Genomic DNA, 18,921 nt, shown 5'->3' with positions numbered 1-18,921 from the left:
CTCCTAATCTAGTTCGGGAAACATTTTATCCGGCTTCATTTGCCCTGATTTTGTCGGATGTGCGATATAGACCGCAAATGCTCGTCCCTCTACCCCATAGACCATTTTATCATGCTCTTTTAATAATGCATGCATAGGGAGCACTTGTCCATTGAAAATTTGTTTTTCAATATCAGGCGTAATTTCAATGTACGGATAATTTGAAAGCGCGTATTCTACTGGTAATAAAAATTTTTCCTGCTCACCTGCATCCACCATGTCCGCAATTTCTGCTAGTGTGAAACAGTTGTCCTTTGTAAATGTTCCTGAGGCAGTACGCACCAATTCATGCATATGCGCAGGATAACCAAGCGCCTCACCAATTTGTACAGCTAATGTACGGATGTATGTGCCCTTTGAACATTTAATGCGAATCGAAAACGTCACTTCTTCGCCTTCGAATTTTTCCGCATCCTCTAATAGCTCTAGCTCATAAATCGTAATTTTTCGTGTTGGGCGTTCCACGGTTTGACCCGCACGTGCGTATTCATATAGCTTTTTTCCATTAACTTTTACCGCTGAAAACATTGGTGGTGTTTGCTCGATTTCACCTGTTAATGACGCTAGTGCTGCTAAAATTTCCGCGCGTGTAAATGACTTGAAGTCTGCATTTTGCTCAACGGTTTCGCCTTCTGCATCTTCTGTCGTTGTAGTACGACTGATTGAGACAATTGCTTCATACGTTTTACCTGCATCTGTTAAGTATTCTGCAATACGTGTAGCTTGGCCAATACAAATTGGTAAGACTCCTTCTACGCCAGGGTCAAGTGTACCTGTGTGACCTACCTTTTTTGTTCGTAAAATTTTTCGTAACTTAAATACGCAGTCATGGCTTGTCATACCACGCTCTTTCCATAATGGGAGAATGCCGTTCATTATTTTGCTCCTTTGAAATAGTGTCTAAGCTAAAGTGCCAGCCCCTCGGTCACTTCAGTCCCTCCATGCAAAAGTGATAGAGCGTTTACTTTTACGTCGGGCCATCCAGTGTCGTTCAGGGCTTAACGGCCACTTTAGCGCTTTTCTTGCAAAAAAAGCCTGCAAAGCATGAAATGCCGCGCAGACTTTTTTGTATATTATTTGTCTTCGTGTAAACCACGTAGTAATGCGTCGATTTTGTTGCCGTATTCGATTGCTGTATCGAATTCGAAAGCTAGTTCTGGCGTGCGACGTAAGCGAATGCGAGAACCTACTTCAGATCGAATGAAACCTGATGCTTTTTCTAAAGCTTTTAACGATTCCGCGCGTTCACGCTCATTGCCTAGTGATGTAATATAAACGGTTGCTTGCTGTAAGTCCCCTGTTACCGCAACTTCTGTTACTGTAACAAAACCTACGCGTGGATCTTTAATTTTGCGGGCAATGATTTCAGTAATTTCTTTTTTCATTTGCTCAGCAACACGATTTGAACGTAGAGACATAAAAGTCACCTCTTTACTACTAACTTGCCACTAATGTGGACTTTATAAATATTCTCGGTAAAAATCTAATTGATCCCACTCAGGATTCGACTGCAAAAAGTGAACCGCGTGCATGAGCTCACGTTCAGCCGCCTCTTTTGAAGAAGCGACCGCTACAAGAGCTAAACGCGTACGTTGCCATACATTTTGATGGTCAATTTCTGCAATGGATACATTAAATTTTTGTTTTGTGCGCGTTACCATGCGCTGTAGCACGGCACGCTTTTCTTTCAAAGAGTGGGCAGTCTGAATGATGAATTCAATTTCTGCGTATACAATCATTATTTACGTACGATTTCTTCCATTACGAAGGCTTCGATAATGTCGCCTTCCTTAATGTCGTTGTAGTTTTTGATTGTAATACCACACTCATAACCTTTAGCAACTTCTTTTGCGTCATCTTTGAAGCGTTTTAATGAATCTAACTCGCCTTCAAAAATAACTACGTTTTCGCGGATGATACGTACGCCGGCATCGCGAACGATTTTACCTTCAATAACGTATGAACCTGCAATTGTACCAACTTTTGATACTTTAATTGTTTGACGAACCTCTGCTTGACCAACGATTTTTTCTTCGTATTCAGGGTCTAACATACCTTTCATCGCAGATTCGATTTCTTCGATTACTTTGTAAATAATACGGTGTAAACGGATGTCTACGCCTTCTTCGTCTGCAGCGCGTTTTGCGTTTACATCAGGACGTACGTTGAAACCGATTACGATAGCGTTTGAAGCTGCTGCTAATGAAATATCAGACTCTGTAATCGCACCTGCACCCGTGTGGATGATTTTTACGTTTACGCCTTCTACATCAATCTTCATTAATGAAGATGCCATTGCTTCTACAGTACCTTGTACGTCAGCTTTAACGATTAAGTTTAATTCTTTCACGTCACCTTGGCTCATTTGTTCGAATAGGTTATCTAATGTTACACGTTGTTTTTCTGAACGTTGTGCTTGGATAGCAGTCATTGAACGAGATTCACCAACTTGACGTGCTGTTTTCTCATCTCCGAATACTACGAAACGGTCACCCGCTTGTGGCACTTCGTTTAAACCTGTAATTTCAATTGGCATAGATGGACCAGCTGATTTAATTCGTCGGCCTAGGTCATTTACCATTGCACGTACACGACCGTATGCATGACCTACTACGATTGGGTCACCAACACGTAATGTACCATCTTGAACTAATAATGTAGCAACTGCACCACGGCCCTTATCAAGCTGTGCTTCAATTACAGTACCAATTGCAGTACGAGTTGGGTTTGCTTTTAATTCACCAACTTCAGCAGTTAATAAAATCATTTCTAATAATTCGTCGATTCCTTCACCTTTTAACGCAGAAATTGGTACGAAGATTGTTTCGCCACCCCAAGCTTCTGGTACTAAACCATGCTCTGTTAACTCTTGTTGTACACGGTCTGGATTAGCTGTTGGTTTATCCATTTTGTTAATTGCTACGATAATTGGCACATCAGCTGCTTTCGCGTGGTTAATTGCTTCCACTGTTTGTGGCATTACACCATCATCTGCTGCTACGACGATAATCGCGATATCCGTAATAGAAGCACCGCGCGCGCGCATTGTTGTAAACGCTGCGTGTCCTGGTGTATCTAGGAATGTGATTTTTTTATCGCCTTCTGAAACTTGGTACGCACCAATATGTTGCGTAATCCCACCTGCTTCACCCGCTGTTACTTTCGTTTTACGGATTGAGTCAAGTAACGATGTTTTACCGTGGTCAACGTGTCCCATAATTGTGACAACTGGTGGACGCTCTTCTAAAGCGTTTTCGTCGACTTCTACGATTGAGTCATCAAAGTAAGTATCTAAGTCTGTTTTGTCGATACGGATTTCTTCTTCTACTTCTACACCATAGTCTGCACAAAGTAACTCGATTGCATCCTTATCAAGTTCTTGGTTAATTGTTGCCATTACACCAAGCATGAATAATTTTTTGATAATTTCAGAAGGCTCACGGTGTAACTTTTTAGCAAGCTCTGCTACTGTTAAGCTTTCATAGAACGTAATTTTTTCTGGTAATTCTTTTTGGACCATTGGCTGTGGCGCAGGGCGATGCGTACGACGCTTACCACCGTTAATCCCTGGTTTACGACGTTGTTGATACCCGCCCTTGTTATTATTGTTGTTTTGGTTATTGCCGCCTTTGCGGTTATTGTTATTATTTTGAGTCATATTTCGATTTTGGTTACCTTTTTCATTTCTTAGTTTTTCGCCTTGCTGCGATTTTGTTTGCCCAGAGGCATTGTTTGTTTTATTCGGTTGGTGATTAATTGAAGCAGATTGTTGACGTTCCTGCTTTTTTTCATGCTGCACTTTGTTCTGCCCTTGCTTATGTGCTGGCTTTACATCCTTCGCAGATGATTGTCTGGCAGGAGAATCTTTTGCTGGTTCTACTGCTTGCTGAAAGACAGAATCAAGTCTTGATAGTGTTGCTTCATTGATAACAGCCATATGATTTTTCACAGGTTGATCAAATTTTGCTAACTGCTCAATAACTTCCTTACTTGTTTTGTTTACCTTTTTCGCATATTCATGAACTCTTACTTTGCTCATCTGCTCACCCCCGATTATTTTTCGTTGAGTAGACTAGACATTTTTTTAGCAAATCCGCTATCAGTAATAGCAATCGCTACACGGTGTTCTTTTCCGGTAGCATGTCCAAGATCATATCGATCCCCAAAAACATAATACTCAACGTGATAATACGTACATTTATCTTGAATCTTTTTACTAGTATTTGCTGAAGCATCCGAAGCAAGTAGGACAAGCTTTGCCTTACCATTTCGAACTTCTTTAATTACTAGCTCTTCTCCAGAGATTACTTTACGTGCACGTGCCGCTAAGCCTAATAGCTGTAGCACTGCAGGGTTTGTCATAAAATCGACTCCCTACGGATCAGCGTTAATAGCTCTTCATACACATCATCGGGCACTTTCGCTTCTAATTGGCGATCTAAAATATTTTTCTTACGTGCAATTTCAACAGCCTGCTCTGATTTAGATACATATGCACCTCGACCAGATTTTTTACCTGTTACATCAACGCTTACTTCGCCTTCTTTTGACCTGACGACACGAATCATTGACTTTTTCGGTAACATTTCACCTGTTGCTACACATTTTCTTAAAGGGACTTTTTTATTTACAACCATTTGCTCACCCTCCTTAGCAAAACTATTTCAAGTGCTGCTTACTCTTCGTCGTCACCATATAAATCAAATACAACATCTTCATTGTCTTCACGTGGAACGAATGTGCTTGTTTCAGAAGGATAGATTCCTAATTCACGCGCATCTGTTTCCGACTTGATGTCGATTTTCCAGCCAGTTAATTTCGCAGCAAGACGTGCGTTTTGACCGCGTTTACCGATTGCTAAAGACAATTGATAATCTGGTACTACTACAGTTGTTGACTTTTCTTCTTCATTTACTTGAACGTCTAATACTTTTGATGGGCTAAGGGCATTCGCTACGAATACAACTGGATCTTCTGACCATTCTACGATGTCAATTTTTTCACCGTTTAATTCGTTTACGATTGTTTGAACACGAGCACCTTTAGCGCCTACACATGAACCTACAGGATCTACTTCTTCATTATGTGCATACACTGAAATTTTAGAACGGTCGCCCGCTTCACGTGCAATCGATTTAATTTCTACTGTTCCATCATAAATTTCTGGAACTTCCATTTCGAATAGACGGCGTAATAATCCAGGATGTGTACGAGATACAATTACTTGTGGGCCACGAGTTGTGCGCTCTACTTTTGTGATGTATACACGAAGGCGAGATGTTGGCTTGTAAACTTCACCTTGAATTTGTTCATTTACTGGTAATGCAGCTTCTACTTTACCAATTGATACATAAATATTACGCGCATCTTGACGTTCGATTGTACCTGAAACGATATCATCTTCACGATCAACGTATTCTTCGTAGATTAAGCCGCGCTCTGCTTCGCGCACACGTTGCGTGACTACTTGTTTTGCTGTTTGTGCAGCAATACGACCGAAGTTACGAGGTGTTACTTCTTCTTCTACGATATCGCCGATTTGGTATGCAGGGTTGATGTATTGTGCATCTTCTAACGTAATTTCTAAGCGCTCATCTTCTGCATCCTCTACGACATTTTTGCGAGAATATACAACCATTGAACCTGTATCAAGGTTAAGATCTACACGTACATTTTGCGCTTGGTTAAAGTTACGTTTGTACGCCGTTACTAAAGCCGCCTCGATTGCCTCAATTAATACATCTCTTGAAATACCTTTCTGCTCTTCAAGGGCAGTAAGGGCATCTAGTAATTCACTACTCATTTTGTTTTCACTCCTAAATTTGCTTGTCTGAAAAATCGATTGCAAGACGAGCTTGTGCAATTTTTTCTTTTTCAATTTGTACTGTTAATTTACGTGTTTTTATGCGGATTTCAATTTCTAAAAATTCATCTGTATATGCGCGTAAATAACCATAGAATTCTTTTAAATCCTTCACAGGCTCATACGTTTTCACATAAATATATTTACCGATAGCCTTTTCAAAGTCCTGCTGTTTTTTTAGCGGACGTTCAGCTCCTGGTGAAGAAACCTCTAAATAATAATTTTGCTCGATTGGATCATTTTCATCCAATTTTTCGCTTAAACGTTCACTTACTTGCGCACATTGTAAAATATCAATGCCGCCTGCAGGTGTGTCAACATAAATACGAAGGAACCAGTCGCGTCCTTCTTTCACGAACTCGATATCAACTAATTCTAATTCAAGCTCTTCAACGATCGGTGTCACTAGCTCTTCAATGATCGACGTAACTTTGCTCATCGTATCCTCCTTACGCTCTTGCCTTACTATAAAAAACGAGTTTTCACTGAAAAATTTGCATCAATTACACCTCGGCGTAATTGTATCCAGATTTTTTCGAGTTTAGCACCACAGGACGTGGGTCAGTCAGCCGTTGTCACATGATGTGATGCTTTTTAGGCTAACCTCAATTTAAAAAAACTCAACTAAAAATCTGTGACATCCGCCATAGGCTTATTTTAATTCAGCAGGTGACTAGTCACCTGCTGAATTAAAATAAATAGCCATGTAAACAACAGAAAAGAGCGGGAAAACCCACTCTTTTGCTGGCGAACTATCAACAAATTGTTACAATTAGCATAGCACAAACATATTGCTAATGCAAATATTGGCTATGAAAGACCATTTCTTCATTGACAAGTTTTAGAACAATGATAATTGGTTGGCATCAGGCATACCTTCTAAGCAACCTAGCTCATCCATATACTCAATTAACGTTTTCGAAACTCGACCACGCTGTTGCAAATCTTCTTTCGATAAAAACTCTCCATTTTTTCGTGCTTCTACGATTTGTTTCGCAACGTTCGTTCCAAGGCCTGGAATCGAGTCAAATGGTGGAATTAACGAATTACCTTCAATAATAAATTCACTCGCTTGTGATTTATAAAGATCAATCTTTTTAAAGCTCATGCCGCGCTCACACATTTCAAGTGCAATTTCCATAACGGTTAATAAACTTTTCTCTTTAGGAGCTGCATCTAAGCCCTTCATATTAATTTCATCAATTTTTTTACGTATCATCACAGAACCTTGCGTCATCGAAATTAAATCAAAGTCTGATGCACGCACAGTAAAGTACGCTGCATAATAAAGGATCGGATGATGCACCTTAAACCAGGCAATACGCACCGCCATTAATACATAGGCTGCTGCGTGGGCTTTCGGGAACATGTACTTAATCTTTTTACAGGAATCGATATACCATTCCGGCACTTTTTTTGCACGCATTTCGGCTTCCATCTCATCGGTTAAGCCTTTCCCTTTACGCACAGATTCCATAATTTTAAACGCAAAACTCGGCTCCAAATCCTGATAAATTAAATAAACCATAATATCATCACGACAGCCAATTACCTCTTTTAATACACATGTCCCATCTTTAATGAGGTCCGCTGCGTTTCCAAGCCAAACATCCGTACCATGAGAAAGCCCAGAAATTTGTACAAGTTCACTAAATGTGGTTGGTTTCGTTTCTTCTAACATTTGACGAACGAATTTTGTACCAAACTCTGGAATGCCGAGTGTACCTGTTTTTGCTCCGATTTGCTTTTCAGTTACTCCTAAAGATTCTGTTGAACTAAAAATTTTCATTACGACTGGGTCATCAGTTGGAATTGTTTTCGGATCAATACCTGATAAATCTTGCAACATACGAATTACGGTCGGATCATCGTGCCCGAGAATATCGAGCTTTAAAATATTATCGTGAATCGAATGGAAGTCAAAGTGGGTCGTTTTCCACTCTGAATCCTGCGCATCAGCTGGGAATTGCACTGGTGAGAAATCGTAAATATCCATATAGTCAGGTACTACAATAATTCCCCCTGGGTGCTGCCCTGTCGTTCGTTTTACACCTGTACAACCTTGCACAAGTCGGTCAACTTCTGCGTTCCGATACGTTAAATTATTATCATTTGCATAGCCTTTTACATAACCATACGCCGTTTTTTCAGCAACGGTACCAATCGTTCCTGCACGGAATACATATTCTTCACCGAATAGTACTTTTGTGTAGTTATGCGCTTGTGGCTGGTATTCACCGGAGAAATTGAGATCAATATCAGGTACCTTATCTCCTTTAAATCCAAGGAATGTTTCGAACGGGATATCTTGCCCATCTTTTTTATACTGTGCCCCACATTCTGGACATTCTTTATTCGGTAAGTCATAGCCAGATGCTACCGAACCATCCGCAATAAACTCGGAATGGTTACAGTCTGGACAGACATAATGTGGTGGCAATGGATTTACCTCAGTAATCTCCATGAATGTTGCAACAAGTGAAGAACCAACTGAACCACGCGAACCTACTAAGTAACCGTCCGCCAGTGATTTTTTTACGAGCTTCGCGGAAATCAAGTAAATTACCCCGAATCCGTGACCTAAAATTGATTTTAGCTCTTTATCAATACGTGCCTGCACTATTTCGGGTAAGTTCTCACCATAAATACGGTGCGCCATCTCATATGTTAAGTTCGTTACCTCATCATCGGATCCTTCAATTTTCGGTGTATATAAATCATCTTTAATCGGCTTTACATCACCAATCATGTCGGCTACTAATTGTGTGTTTGTTACAACAACTTCCTTCGCTAAATCTGGTCCTAAAAAGTCGAATTCTTTTAGCATTTCATCCGTTGTACGGAAGTGCACTTGCGGTAGTTTATGACGGTTTAATGGATTTGCCCCGCCCATCGAACCAACTAATATTTGACGGAATTTCGCATCGGTTTCATGCAAATAATGCACATTCCCCGTTGCAACAACCGGTAAATTCAATTTTTTCCCGAGCTTAACAAGTCGGCGAATTATATCTTCTAGTGCCCATTCATCATGCACCGTACCGCCATCAACAAGTGGTGAGTACACAGGCTTTGGCATGATTTCTAAATAATCATAGAAGCGTGCGATACGCTCAGCTTCCTCTGGTGTTTTATTCATAATCGTTTCAAATAGTTCACCGTTAGAACAGCCTGAACCGACAATTAAACCTTGACGTAGCTTTTGCAAATCCGAGCGGCGAATTCGTGGTACACGATAGAACGTTTGTGTATGCGAAATCGTAATGAGCTTAAATAAATTTTTCAACCCATCATTATCTACCGCTAAAATCGTACAGTGACTTGGGCGAGCTTGCTTATAGCCATCTTCGCCACCAACATTATCATTCATTTCATTTAAGTTTTTAATACCTAAATCAGCTGATTGCTTCATTAAGTGTAAAAATAGTTCACCCGTCGCCTCGGTATCATAAATGGCACGGTGGTGTTGTGTTAATTCGATATTATATTTTTTCGTTAATGTTTTTAAGCTGTGCGATTTTTGACCAGGGTTCACTAAACGTGATAATTCGACTGTATCAATCCCTGGATGTCGCAAATCAATTCCGGCCGTTTTATAAGCAACATATAAGAAGCCTAAGTCGAACGCTGCATTGTGAGCTACTAATACCCCATCTCCAATAAAATCACGGAATTCGGAAATAACATCATTTAACTCGGGTGCATTCACTAACATGTCATCGGTAATATGCGTTAACTCAATAATCTTGGCTGTTAGTTTACGATGTGGATTTGAAAAGCGTTCAAACGTATCTATCACTTGACCGTTTTTAATTTTCACTGCGGCAAGCTCGATAATCGTGTCATACACATTTGAGAAACCAGTTGTCTCCACATCAAATACGATGTACGTTTCATCTTCTAGCATACGGTCTTGCGGATCATAGACAATCGGCTTACCGTCATCAACTAAATTCGCCTCTACCCCGTAAATCACTTTAATGCCATTTTTCTTTCCTGCTGAATAAGCTTCTGGAAATGCTTGTACAACCGCGTGATCGGTAATTGCAATCGCGGGATGTCCCCATTTAGCAGCCTGTGCAACAAGCTTATCCACTGGTGTCATCGCGTCCATTTGACTCATTGGTGAATGTAAATGCAGTTCTACACGTTTTTCGCCTTCAGGTGCTAAGTCTTTACGTGGTTCATGCTTTACTTCATTGATATCACGCACCATCATAACTAAATCGCGTGCAAAGGTATCCATTTGAATCGAGCCGCGCGCGCGCACCCACATCCCTTTACTGATTTGATTCATTTTCACAACATCTTCATCGCTATTTGAGAACATTTTTACTGCCAACGAATCCGTATAATCGGACATTTTAAATTCTAGAATCGATCGTCCGCTTCGAAGCTCTTTCACTTCAGCCGAGAAAATAAAGCCTTCAATAACTATCGAGCGTTCTTCTTCTAAGATTGTGCGGATTTCAGCAATCTCCGCATTTTTAATAAGTGACCCAAGCTGGAACACCGCATCGTTTTGTGCAACAGCTCCTGGGTTTTCAGCTTTCTCTTTTTCACGCGCCGCAAAGTCCGCCATCGCCTGTTTTGATAAGCGTTCTTCTTCTTCCCTACGCTGCTCATAGAACGCCTCTTGCTGCGCGACAAATTCTTCAGATTCCTCAATAAGCTTAAAGTCTAACGAAATATGTGGAAAACCGAACGTCTTATAGCAATCCGCAATTTTCTCCGTGTATTTCGCCTTTAATGTCATAAACTCGATTTCTAGCATCGAAGTAACAACAAGCTTATTCCCCGTCCACTTTGGTGTCTGCTTCATTAAATTTTCACGAAGTAAAGGTGACATTTCACCAAGCTGTTCAATTGCTGCCTGCCAATATTCTAAAATATACTGCTCATTTACAACGGGATTATGCGATTCAATCGTTAAGGAAACGTTTGCAATATGTGAGAATTTTTCCGCCATGCGCATACGGAGTAACTGATACACTTGAAACGGTAAAATGTTTTCGATTTGAATTTTAAAATGCCATACGCGTTTCTTTTTATGAACGGTGACACGTTCGAGCGCACCATTTTCAAAAAAGGACATATAGACATCATCAGTCAGTTCAAGCTGTTGTAATAAGAGTAGGAATTTTTGTCTTCCTTCCTGATTTGACAATTGTTTCACCCTTTCTATTTACTGAAAAAGAAAGGAAAGTACACGAATCCTGTACTTTCCCATTCTTTCTATCTAGTGGTTATAATTAGTGTTGACGGAAGTATTCGTTTAAACGATCTACCACTTCTTCTTTTGCCCACTCTGCCGATTCGCCTGTTGCGCGGAATTTCACTTCTACTAAGCCTTCAGAAGCTTTTTTCCCTACTGTAATACGCACTGGTAAGCCGATAAGGTCTGCATCAGCAAATTTAACACCTGCGCGCTCAGTACGGTCATCATAAAGTACATTATAACGGTATGATTTTAAAACACCGTATAATTCGTCAGCTAATTGTACTTGTACTTCGTCTTTTGTATTAACTGGCACTAAGTGTAAATCATACGGTGCTAATTGAGCTGGCCATACAAAACCGTTGTCATCTTGGAACTGTTCAGCAACTGCTGCAAGTAAACGAGAAACACCAATACCGTAACAACCCATGATGAATGGCTGTGCTTTTCCTTGCTCATCTAAGAATGTAGCGTTCATTTTTGCTGAATACGTTGTACCTAATTTGAAAATATGACCTACTTCAATTCCTTCAGCAAACTTGATATTACCTTGTCCGTCTGGAGATGGGTCACCCACTTGGATGAAGCGGATATCTTCATAAGAACCAATTGCAAAATCGCGTTCTGGATTTACGTTTAATAGATGGTAGCCGTCTTCGTTTGCGCCAGCTACACCATTGCGAACAGACTTGATGGCGTTATCAGCAATTACTTTTACATTTACAGGTAATTTCACTGGACCAATTGAGCCTGGAGCACAACCAAGTAATTCTTTGATTGCCGCTTCATCTGCTAATTCTACCGAAGTCGCACCTAAAGCATTTTTTAATTTAATATCGTTAATTTCATGGTCGCCACGTGCTAATACAACTACTAGCTCACCGTCGATATCGAATACTAATGACTTAATCACATTTGAAGCTTCAACATTTAAGAACGTCGATACTTCTTCGATTGTCTTTTGATCTGGTGTTGCAACCTTTTCAATGTCTTTCATTGGCGTTGCTGGTGCAGAGTATTCTACAACGACTTCAGCCATTTCAATATTTGCCGCGTAATCTGAAGTATCTGAGTAAGCAATTGTATCTTCACCGATTTCAGATAAGACCATGAATTCATGTGTCCCTTTACCACCGATTGAACCAGCGTCAGCAATTACCGCGCGGAAGTTTAAGCCAAGACGTGAGAAGATGTTTGAGTATGCACGGTACATATCATCATACGTTGCATCTAATGATTCACGAGTGGCGTGGAATGAATACGCATCTTTCATGATAAATTCACGACCACGTAATAATCCGAAGCGAGGGCGTTTTTCATCACGGAATTTGTTTTGAATTTGGTAAAGTGTGATTGGTAATTTTTTGTATGATTTAATTTCGTCACGTACTAAAGTAGTAATTACCTCTTCGTGAGTTGCGCCTAACGCGAAATCACGGTCATGACGGTCTTTTAAACGCATTAATTCTGGACCATAAGCTTCCCAACGCCCAGATTCTTGCCATAATTCAGCTGCTTGTAATGCTGGCATTAATAGCTCTACTGAATCAATTGCTTCCATTTCTTCACGAACAACTTGTTCAATTTTTGCTAATACTTTGCGTGCTAATGGTAAGTAAGAATATACCCCTGCTGCATTTTGACGAATAAAACCAGCACGAAGCAGTGTGCGGTGTGATTTTACGTCTGCATCAGATGGATTTTCCCTTAAAGTAGGGATAAACGTTTTACTTTGTTTCATAAATAGTGCCACCTTTTTTAGTTTTCACTTCATCATTATAGGACAAATGCTGTCACCAATCAATTTCACCTCGGTGAAGTTACATCCAGATTTTTTCAAGTTTACTCGAAAAATTTCTACTGCTTCTATACTAAACAAATTTAGCTTTGAACGCTAGTATTATTCATACAAAACGCTCAAAGCTGTCATTTTAGAGTCTTATTTAATTAGAAAAAGAAACGTTGGATGTCGTTCCATGTAACTACGACCATTAAAATCATTAATAATACAATTCCGACAAAATGTACCATGCCCTCTTTTTGACGATCCATCGGTTTTCCACGTACAGCTTCAAATGCGAAGAATAATAATCGTCCACCATCAAGTGCTGGCAATGGTAGTAGGTTCATAATCCCTAAGTTGACACTTAGCATTGCTGCCCAATAAAGGACATTGTATAGCCCAAATGTTACGACCGTTTCCGTTGCTTTATAAATCCCAACTGGACCTGATAAATCATCAATTGAAAATTGGCCAGTTACAAGCTTACCAAGCATTTTTCCAATTAGGACAGTCATGTTATACGTTTCTTCTGCGCCGTAAACAACTGCTTTTAACGGATTGCTATCCATTGAACGCATGATGCCGATTTGGCCATATTTCGTGCCATCCGTTTGCTCAACTGCCGTTGGTGTAACTTCAAGCGTTGCAGTAGTGCCATCCTCACGCGCTACATCTAATGTAATGGCTTTCTCGGGATTTGTTTGAATTTGCTGTGAAAGCTCCTCCCAAGTCGAAATCGCGACACCATTAATTTTCGTTACGATATCGCCGTCTTGTAATCCCGCCACACTTGCTGGTTTATCCTCACTAACACTTCCAATAATCGGTTCATCCACAGGAACTCCTTGAATTAAACCAATGACCATAAATATAAAGAACGCTAAAATAAAGTTAAATAACGGACCCGCAAAAATGGCCATTGCACGTGCGCCAACAGATTTTGAATTAAATTGGCGGTCATACGGTGCAATAATTTGCTCTGTACCGTTTTCTACAATCATTGCTGTACGTGACACGTCAAATCGCACAAGCTTGTCTTCTTCATCGTAACCTTCAATCCAAAGTTCACGCTCTAAATCGGCACGCTCGACCTCTAAAAACACGACGTTTTGATACTGTGCTTTTTGATTTAATACGATTTTTTCAACAAGATTATCCTCATTTGTTACTAAAGCTACACGGTATCCCGGCTGTAATTCGACCGTATCCGTATCCTCGCCGGCCATGCGTACGTAACCACCGATTGGTAATAGACGTAGTGTATAAATTGTTTCACCCTTCGTCATACCAAAGATTTTCGGTCCCATTCCGATTGCAAATTCACGCACCATAATGCCCGCACGTTTTGCAAAAATAAAGTGACCTAGCTCATGGAAAAATACAAGTGAGCCAAAGATTAAAATAAAGGCAATAACTGTTTCCATAATACCCCACCTTCAAATGGCGCTATGCCCAGTTCACATAGCTTACTTTCATCTTTACTATTTTACCATGCTTGCAACGGTTTTTCTCGTCTCGCTATCTACATGTAAAATCGTCTGCAAATCTGGCATGATGATATTGTTATGACTATTCATCACACGCTCAATACATTCTTCAATTTGTAAAAACGTAATTTTTTCTTGTAAAAATAGTGCAACAGCAGCTTCATTTGCTGCATTCATTGCCGTTAAAATCGTACCACCCATTCGCCCGGCATCATAGGCAAGTTTTAAAGCGCGGAAACGGTCAAAATCAACCTCTTTAAAATGAAGCTGACCAATTTGCGCTAAATTTAAACGTTGACCATTTTTTAATGGCAAACGATCTGGATAGCTAAGCGCATATTGAATCGGTACACGCATATCCGGCGTACCAAGCTGTGCAATAACACTAGTATCTTCATATTCGACCATTGAGTGAATTATACTTTCACGGTGCAATAAGACATCAATATTGTCATAAGGCATATCGAATAATACATGCGCTTCAATTACTTCAAGTCCTTTATTCATCATCGTCGCTGAATCGATAGTGATTTTAGCACCCATCGACCAGTTTGGGTGATTTAAAGCGTCTTTTACTGTTACATCTTCTAGCTCTGCACGTGTTTTATCACGGAATGAACCACCAGATGCTGTTAAAATTAGTCGTTCAATGCGCTTTTTATTTTCACCGTTCATTGATTGGAATAATGCCGAGTGCTCACTATCCACTGGTATAATTGGCGCGTTGTATTTTTTGGCTTCAGCCATTACTAAATGCCCTGCAGTAACAAGCGTTTCTTTGTTGGCAATGGCAATGGTTTTACCCATGCGAATCGCAGCTAGTGTAGATTCTAACCCTACACTTCCTAACACTGCGTTTACAAGCACCGTTGAATCCGGGTGAGTTGCCACCTCCACTAACCCTTTCCGACCAAATGCAAAGGAAATATGCGGATAATCTTTTTGTAAAGCTAAAGCCGCATCCTCGGTTTGCATCGATACAAGCTCTGGCTGTAGCTTTTCAATAATTTCTCGAGACTTTTCTACATTTTGACCTGCAGAAAAAGCCACAAGCTTGAATTCTTGCGGCTGAGCCAATAATATATCAAATGTCTGCCAACCAATTGAACCTGTTGCACCTAATAAACTAATTTTTTTCACAACGAATACTTCCCCTCTAAAATCCTTATAAGCAACTAAAAGCCGCTTGCATTATAGAAATTTATCTAATCTCACCTCAAAAGAAATGTACAAAATGAAGTAATGGCACAGCAAATAATAAACTATCAAAACGGTCTAAAATCCCACCATGTCCTGGTAAAATATTGCCTGAATCTTTTACGCCGTAATGACGTTTAATTGCTGATTCTACTAAGTCACCCATTTGACCGATAATCGATGCAACCATTGTTACTACAATTAATTGTGTCCAACTTGAAGCAAAAGGATAAATTAACTGCATAATCACAGCAAAAATTACTGCAATAACAATGCCTCCAACAAAACCTTCAATTGTTTTCTTAGGTGAGATTTCTGGCCAAAGTTTATTTTTCCCATACTTACGACCTACAAAGTAAGCACCTGAATCAGTCGTCCATACAACTAATAAAATGAAAATAACAAATTCTAAGCCAACAAAGCGTGTTTCGATAAAGTAATGGAAACCTAAACCTACATAAAATGTTCCTAGTAAAATAAAGCCCACTTCATCGAAAGTCATTTTATTTTTTACAAGGACAATATAAATTAATAATAGCGTCGAAATCGCATAAATAATCATCAGGTTTGATTCATAGTTAAAGAAACTTACAACTTCACTTGACCAGTCATTCGGAATTACAAGCATTACTAATGCGACTACTCCTATTATGCCCGGCACAGAAAAAATTGTAATTCCTCGCATCTTTAACAATTCATTAAATCCAATAACTGCTAAAATGCTAATTAAAATAGCAAACGGTGCCCCTCCATATACGACAAATGGAATGAATAATGCCGCTGCTACTACGCCTGTAATGATGCGCTGTTTCAATTTGTTCCTTCTCCTTTCAGCCCTCCAAAACGACGATTACGGTTTTGATACACTAAAATGGCTTCCTTCAAACTTGCCTCATTAAAATCAGGCCAATGTGTATCTGTAAACCAAAACTCTGTATAAGCAAGCTGCCATAGCATGAAGTTACTAATTCTCACTTCACCACTTGTTCGAATTAATAAGTCTGGTTCTGGTAAATGGGCGGTCATCACATATTGTGAAATATGTTGTTCTGATATTTCGTCAATTGTTAGTGTACCCGCTTCAACATCTTTCATCAGTTGCTGCATCGCCATTACAATTTCCGCTCGTCCACCGTAGTTCATGGCAAAGTTCAATACAAGCCCTGTATTGTTCTTTGTTGCCTTCATAGCATTTTTTAACGCACGTTGGGTATAATCAGGTAACGTTTCCATTACACCAATCATCTCAACTCGAATATTACGCTCCATTAGTTCTGGTAAAAACGAATTTAAAAACTGTTCAGGTAGGCGCATTAAAAATTCTACTTCTGATTTAGGGCGCTTCCAATTTTCTGTAGAAAATGCATAGAGCGTTAACACCTTTATCCCTAAATCACAAGCACAACGGGTAATTTTTCGCACGGTCTGCATCCCTTCATGGTGTCCAGCAACACGAGGAAGTGCACGTTTTTTCGCCCAGCGGCCATTTCCGTCCATGATTATTGCAATATGAGTAGGGATTGCTTCACCCATTACTAAGTCCTCGCCCTCATGACTGAATGACTGCCCCATATTTGAATTTCTTTTGAAAAGTTTTTTAAACATAGTTAATTCCCCCAACTGCAAAAATCAAACAACTTACTCCCCATCATATCAAAAAAGAAGAAGTCTGTCCTTGATCTTTTCATGAACATACCTATTTCACAGCTCTTCGTTTCATGAATTTATTGTTAATAATCAGTAAAAAAACGTCCTAACTAGCAGGACGTTTTCAATCCATTTAAAGTTCATCGTTTCTTAAAAAAATTTTCGCGCTACTTTTCAATAGCGCGATTGAAATTAAACCTTTAAAATTTCTTTTTCTTTTTCTTTCACTAATTCTTCGATTTTTACGATTGAGTTATCTGTTAATTTTTGAATGTCTTCACCGAAACCACGTAATTCGTCTTCCGTAATTTCACCGTTTTTCTCTAACTTTTTCAGGTCATCGTTTGCATCGCGACGTACATTACGTACAGCAACTTTTGCATCTTCTGATTCTTTTTTCACTTGTTTCACAAGATCTTTACGACGCTCTTCTGTTAAAGCTGGGATTGCTAAACGGATTACGTTACCGTCGTTTGTTGGTGTAATTCCAATATCAGAACGCATGATTGCTTTTTCAATTTCACCTAAAATTGATTTATCATACGGTTGGATTACTAATAGACGTGCTTCTGGTACTGATACACCCGCCATTTGGTTAACTGGTGTTGGCGCACCATAATAGTCTACAGTAATGCGGTCTAATAACGAAGCGTTCGCTACACCCGCACGAATTGACGCTAACTCACGTGAGAAAGCAGCAATCGATTTTGTCATTTTTTCTTGTGCTTGATCTAATACTTGCTTAGTCATTATGCATCTCTCCTTACAACTGTTCCAATTTTTTCGCCCATTACGGCACGTTTAATGTTACCTGACTCTGATAAGTTGAAAACGACAAGCTTAATATCATTGTCCATACATAATGTTGAAGCTGTTGAATCCATTACTTGTAATCCTTGTTGAATAACGTCTAAATACGTAAGTGTGTCATACTTCACTGCTGTTGGATCTAATTTTGGATCGGCAGAATATACACCGTCCACATTGTTTTTCGCCATTAAAATTGCATCTGCATTGATTTCTGCTGCACGTAAAGCAGCAGTTGTATCAGTAGAGAAGTATGGGTTACCAGTACCTGCTGCGAAAATCACAACACGTGATTTTTCTAAATGGCGTACTGCCTTACGACGAATATATGGCTCAGCTACTTGTGTCATCACGATTGATGATTGAACACGCGTCGGAACACCAAGATTTTCTAAAGAATCCTGTAATGCTAATGCATTCATTACTGTTCCTAACATTCCCATATAATCTGCATTGGCACGTTCCATACCCATTTCAGCGCCGATTTTACCACGCCAAATGTTTCCGCCACCAACAACTAATGCTACTTCAACACCTAGATCAATAACATCTTTAATTTCTGCTGCGATTGATTTAATCACTTCTGGCGAGAAACCGAAGCCTAATTCTCCAGCTAATGCTTCCCCGCTAAGTTTAATTACTACTCGGTTGTATTTTGACACACTCATAGTAAACCTCCGTTACTCATTTATTTAAACGGAAACACTAAACATCTATCTTCTTATGTAAAGTATTTCACTAATTGACATAATAAATGTTGTTTTTCATTACGGTGAACACTTTCATTTCAAACAACGGTATATTAAAAACAATTTTCTTTAAAAATAGGGAACACGCAAATGGTGCTCCCTACTTGTTCACTTAAATTAAAAGTCATTTA

16 protein-coding genes are annotated in these 18,921 nt (G+C 39.6%); all 16 read right to left on the bottom strand.

Annotated features, from left to right (window positions below; translation table 11 throughout):
- Positions 1-3: 3 nt before the first annotated feature.
- The gene (gene truB, locus LZ480_RS03675) at positions 4-915 is read right to left on the bottom strand and encodes a tRNA pseudouridine(55) synthase TruB (protein WP_241368026.1); all 912 of its coding nucleotides are present in this window, start codon (positions 913-915) and stop codon (positions 4-6) included.
- Positions 916-1,112: 197 nt separating this feature from the next.
- Positions 1,113-1,457: a 30S ribosome-binding factor RbfA gene (gene rbfA / locus LZ480_RS03670; RefSeq protein ID WP_241368025.1), complete on the bottom strand. Its 345-nt coding sequence runs from the start codon at positions 1,455-1,457 to the stop codon at positions 1,113-1,115.
- A gap of 42 nt (positions 1,458-1,499) precedes the next feature.
- Positions 1,500-1,778: a DUF503 domain-containing protein gene (locus tag LZ480_RS03665; RefSeq protein WP_241368024.1), complete on the bottom strand. Its 279-nt coding sequence runs from the start codon at positions 1,776-1,778 to the stop codon at positions 1,500-1,502.
- Complete coding sequence (gene infB, locus LZ480_RS03660) at positions 1,778-4,078, bottom strand: translation initiation factor IF-2 (protein ID WP_241368023.1); 2,301 nt, start codon at positions 4,076-4,078, stop codon at positions 1,778-1,780. Before infB ends, LZ480_RS03665 begins: the two co-directional genes overlap by 1 nt.
- A 14-nt stretch (positions 4,079-4,092) precedes the next feature.
- Positions 4,093-4,401 carry a YlxQ family RNA-binding protein gene (locus LZ480_RS03655; protein ID WP_241368022.1) on the bottom strand — a complete coding sequence of 103 codons (309 nt, stop codon included), beginning with the start codon at positions 4,399-4,401 and terminating at the stop codon, positions 4,093-4,095.
- Positions 4,398-4,676, bottom strand: a complete 279-nt coding sequence (gene rnpM / locus LZ480_RS03650) for an RNase P modulator RnpM (protein WP_241368021.1) — start codon at positions 4,674-4,676, stop codon at positions 4,398-4,400. The genes LZ480_RS03655 and rnpM overlap by 4 nt, the downstream gene beginning before the upstream one ends.
- A 38-nt stretch (positions 4,677-4,714) precedes the next feature.
- Positions 4,715-5,842: a transcription termination factor NusA gene (gene nusA, locus LZ480_RS03645; protein ID WP_241368020.1), complete on the bottom strand. Its 1,128-nt coding sequence runs from the start codon at positions 5,840-5,842 to the stop codon at positions 4,715-4,717.
- Positions 5,843-5,855: 13 nt separating this feature from the next.
- Complete coding sequence (gene rimP, locus LZ480_RS03640; RefSeq protein ID WP_241368019.1) at positions 5,856-6,341, bottom strand: ribosome maturation factor RimP; 486 nt, start codon at positions 6,339-6,341, stop codon at positions 5,856-5,858.
- Positions 6,342-6,743: 402 nt separating this feature from the next.
- Positions 6,744-11,069, bottom strand: coding sequence for a PolC-type DNA polymerase III (locus LZ480_RS03635; protein WP_241368018.1), 4,326 nt, complete (start codon positions 11,067-11,069; stop codon positions 6,744-6,746).
- Between the two features lie 85 nt (positions 11,070-11,154).
- The gene (locus tag LZ480_RS03630; RefSeq protein WP_241368017.1) at positions 11,155-12,861 is read right to left on the bottom strand and encodes a proline--tRNA ligase; all 1,707 of its coding nucleotides are present in this window, start codon (positions 12,859-12,861) and stop codon (positions 11,155-11,157) included.
- A gap of 206 nt (positions 12,862-13,067) precedes the next feature.
- On the bottom strand, positions 13,068-14,327 hold the full coding sequence (rseP, locus tag LZ480_RS03625; protein WP_241368016.1) for an RIP metalloprotease RseP: 1,260 nt from the start codon (positions 14,325-14,327) through the stop codon (positions 13,068-13,070).
- 57 nt (positions 14,328-14,384) lie between these two features.
- A complete protein-coding gene (gene dxr / locus LZ480_RS03620; protein ID WP_241368015.1) occupies positions 14,385-15,530 on the bottom strand; it encodes a 1-deoxy-D-xylulose-5-phosphate reductoisomerase in 1,146 nt (381 codons plus the stop codon).
- A gap of 76 nt (positions 15,531-15,606) precedes the next feature.
- Positions 15,607-16,401 carry a phosphatidate cytidylyltransferase gene (locus tag LZ480_RS03615; protein WP_241368014.1) on the bottom strand — a complete coding sequence of 265 codons (795 nt, stop codon included), beginning with the start codon at positions 16,399-16,401 and terminating at the stop codon, positions 15,607-15,609.
- Complete coding sequence (locus LZ480_RS03610; protein WP_241368013.1) at positions 16,398-17,192, bottom strand: isoprenyl transferase; 795 nt, start codon at positions 17,190-17,192, stop codon at positions 16,398-16,400. Before LZ480_RS03610 ends, LZ480_RS03615 begins: the two co-directional genes overlap by 4 nt.
- A 234-nt stretch (positions 17,193-17,426) precedes the next feature.
- Positions 17,427-17,984 carry a ribosome recycling factor gene (gene frr, locus LZ480_RS03605; protein WP_241368012.1) on the bottom strand — a complete coding sequence of 186 codons (558 nt, stop codon included), beginning with the start codon at positions 17,982-17,984 and terminating at the stop codon, positions 17,427-17,429.
- Positions 17,984-18,709 carry a UMP kinase gene (pyrH, locus tag LZ480_RS03600; protein WP_241368011.1) on the bottom strand — a complete coding sequence of 242 codons (726 nt, stop codon included), beginning with the start codon at positions 18,707-18,709 and terminating at the stop codon, positions 17,984-17,986. The genes frr and pyrH overlap by 1 nt, the downstream gene beginning before the upstream one ends.
- Between the last annotated feature and the right edge of the window lie 212 nt (positions 18,710-18,921).

Origin of the sequence: Solibacillus palustris (assembly GCF_022549215.1) — a bacterium.
Lineage (GTDB): Bacteria > Bacillota > Bacilli > Bacillales_A > Planococcaceae > Solibacillus > Solibacillus daqui.
This window is presented reverse-complemented; position numbering and strand designations above follow the sequence as displayed.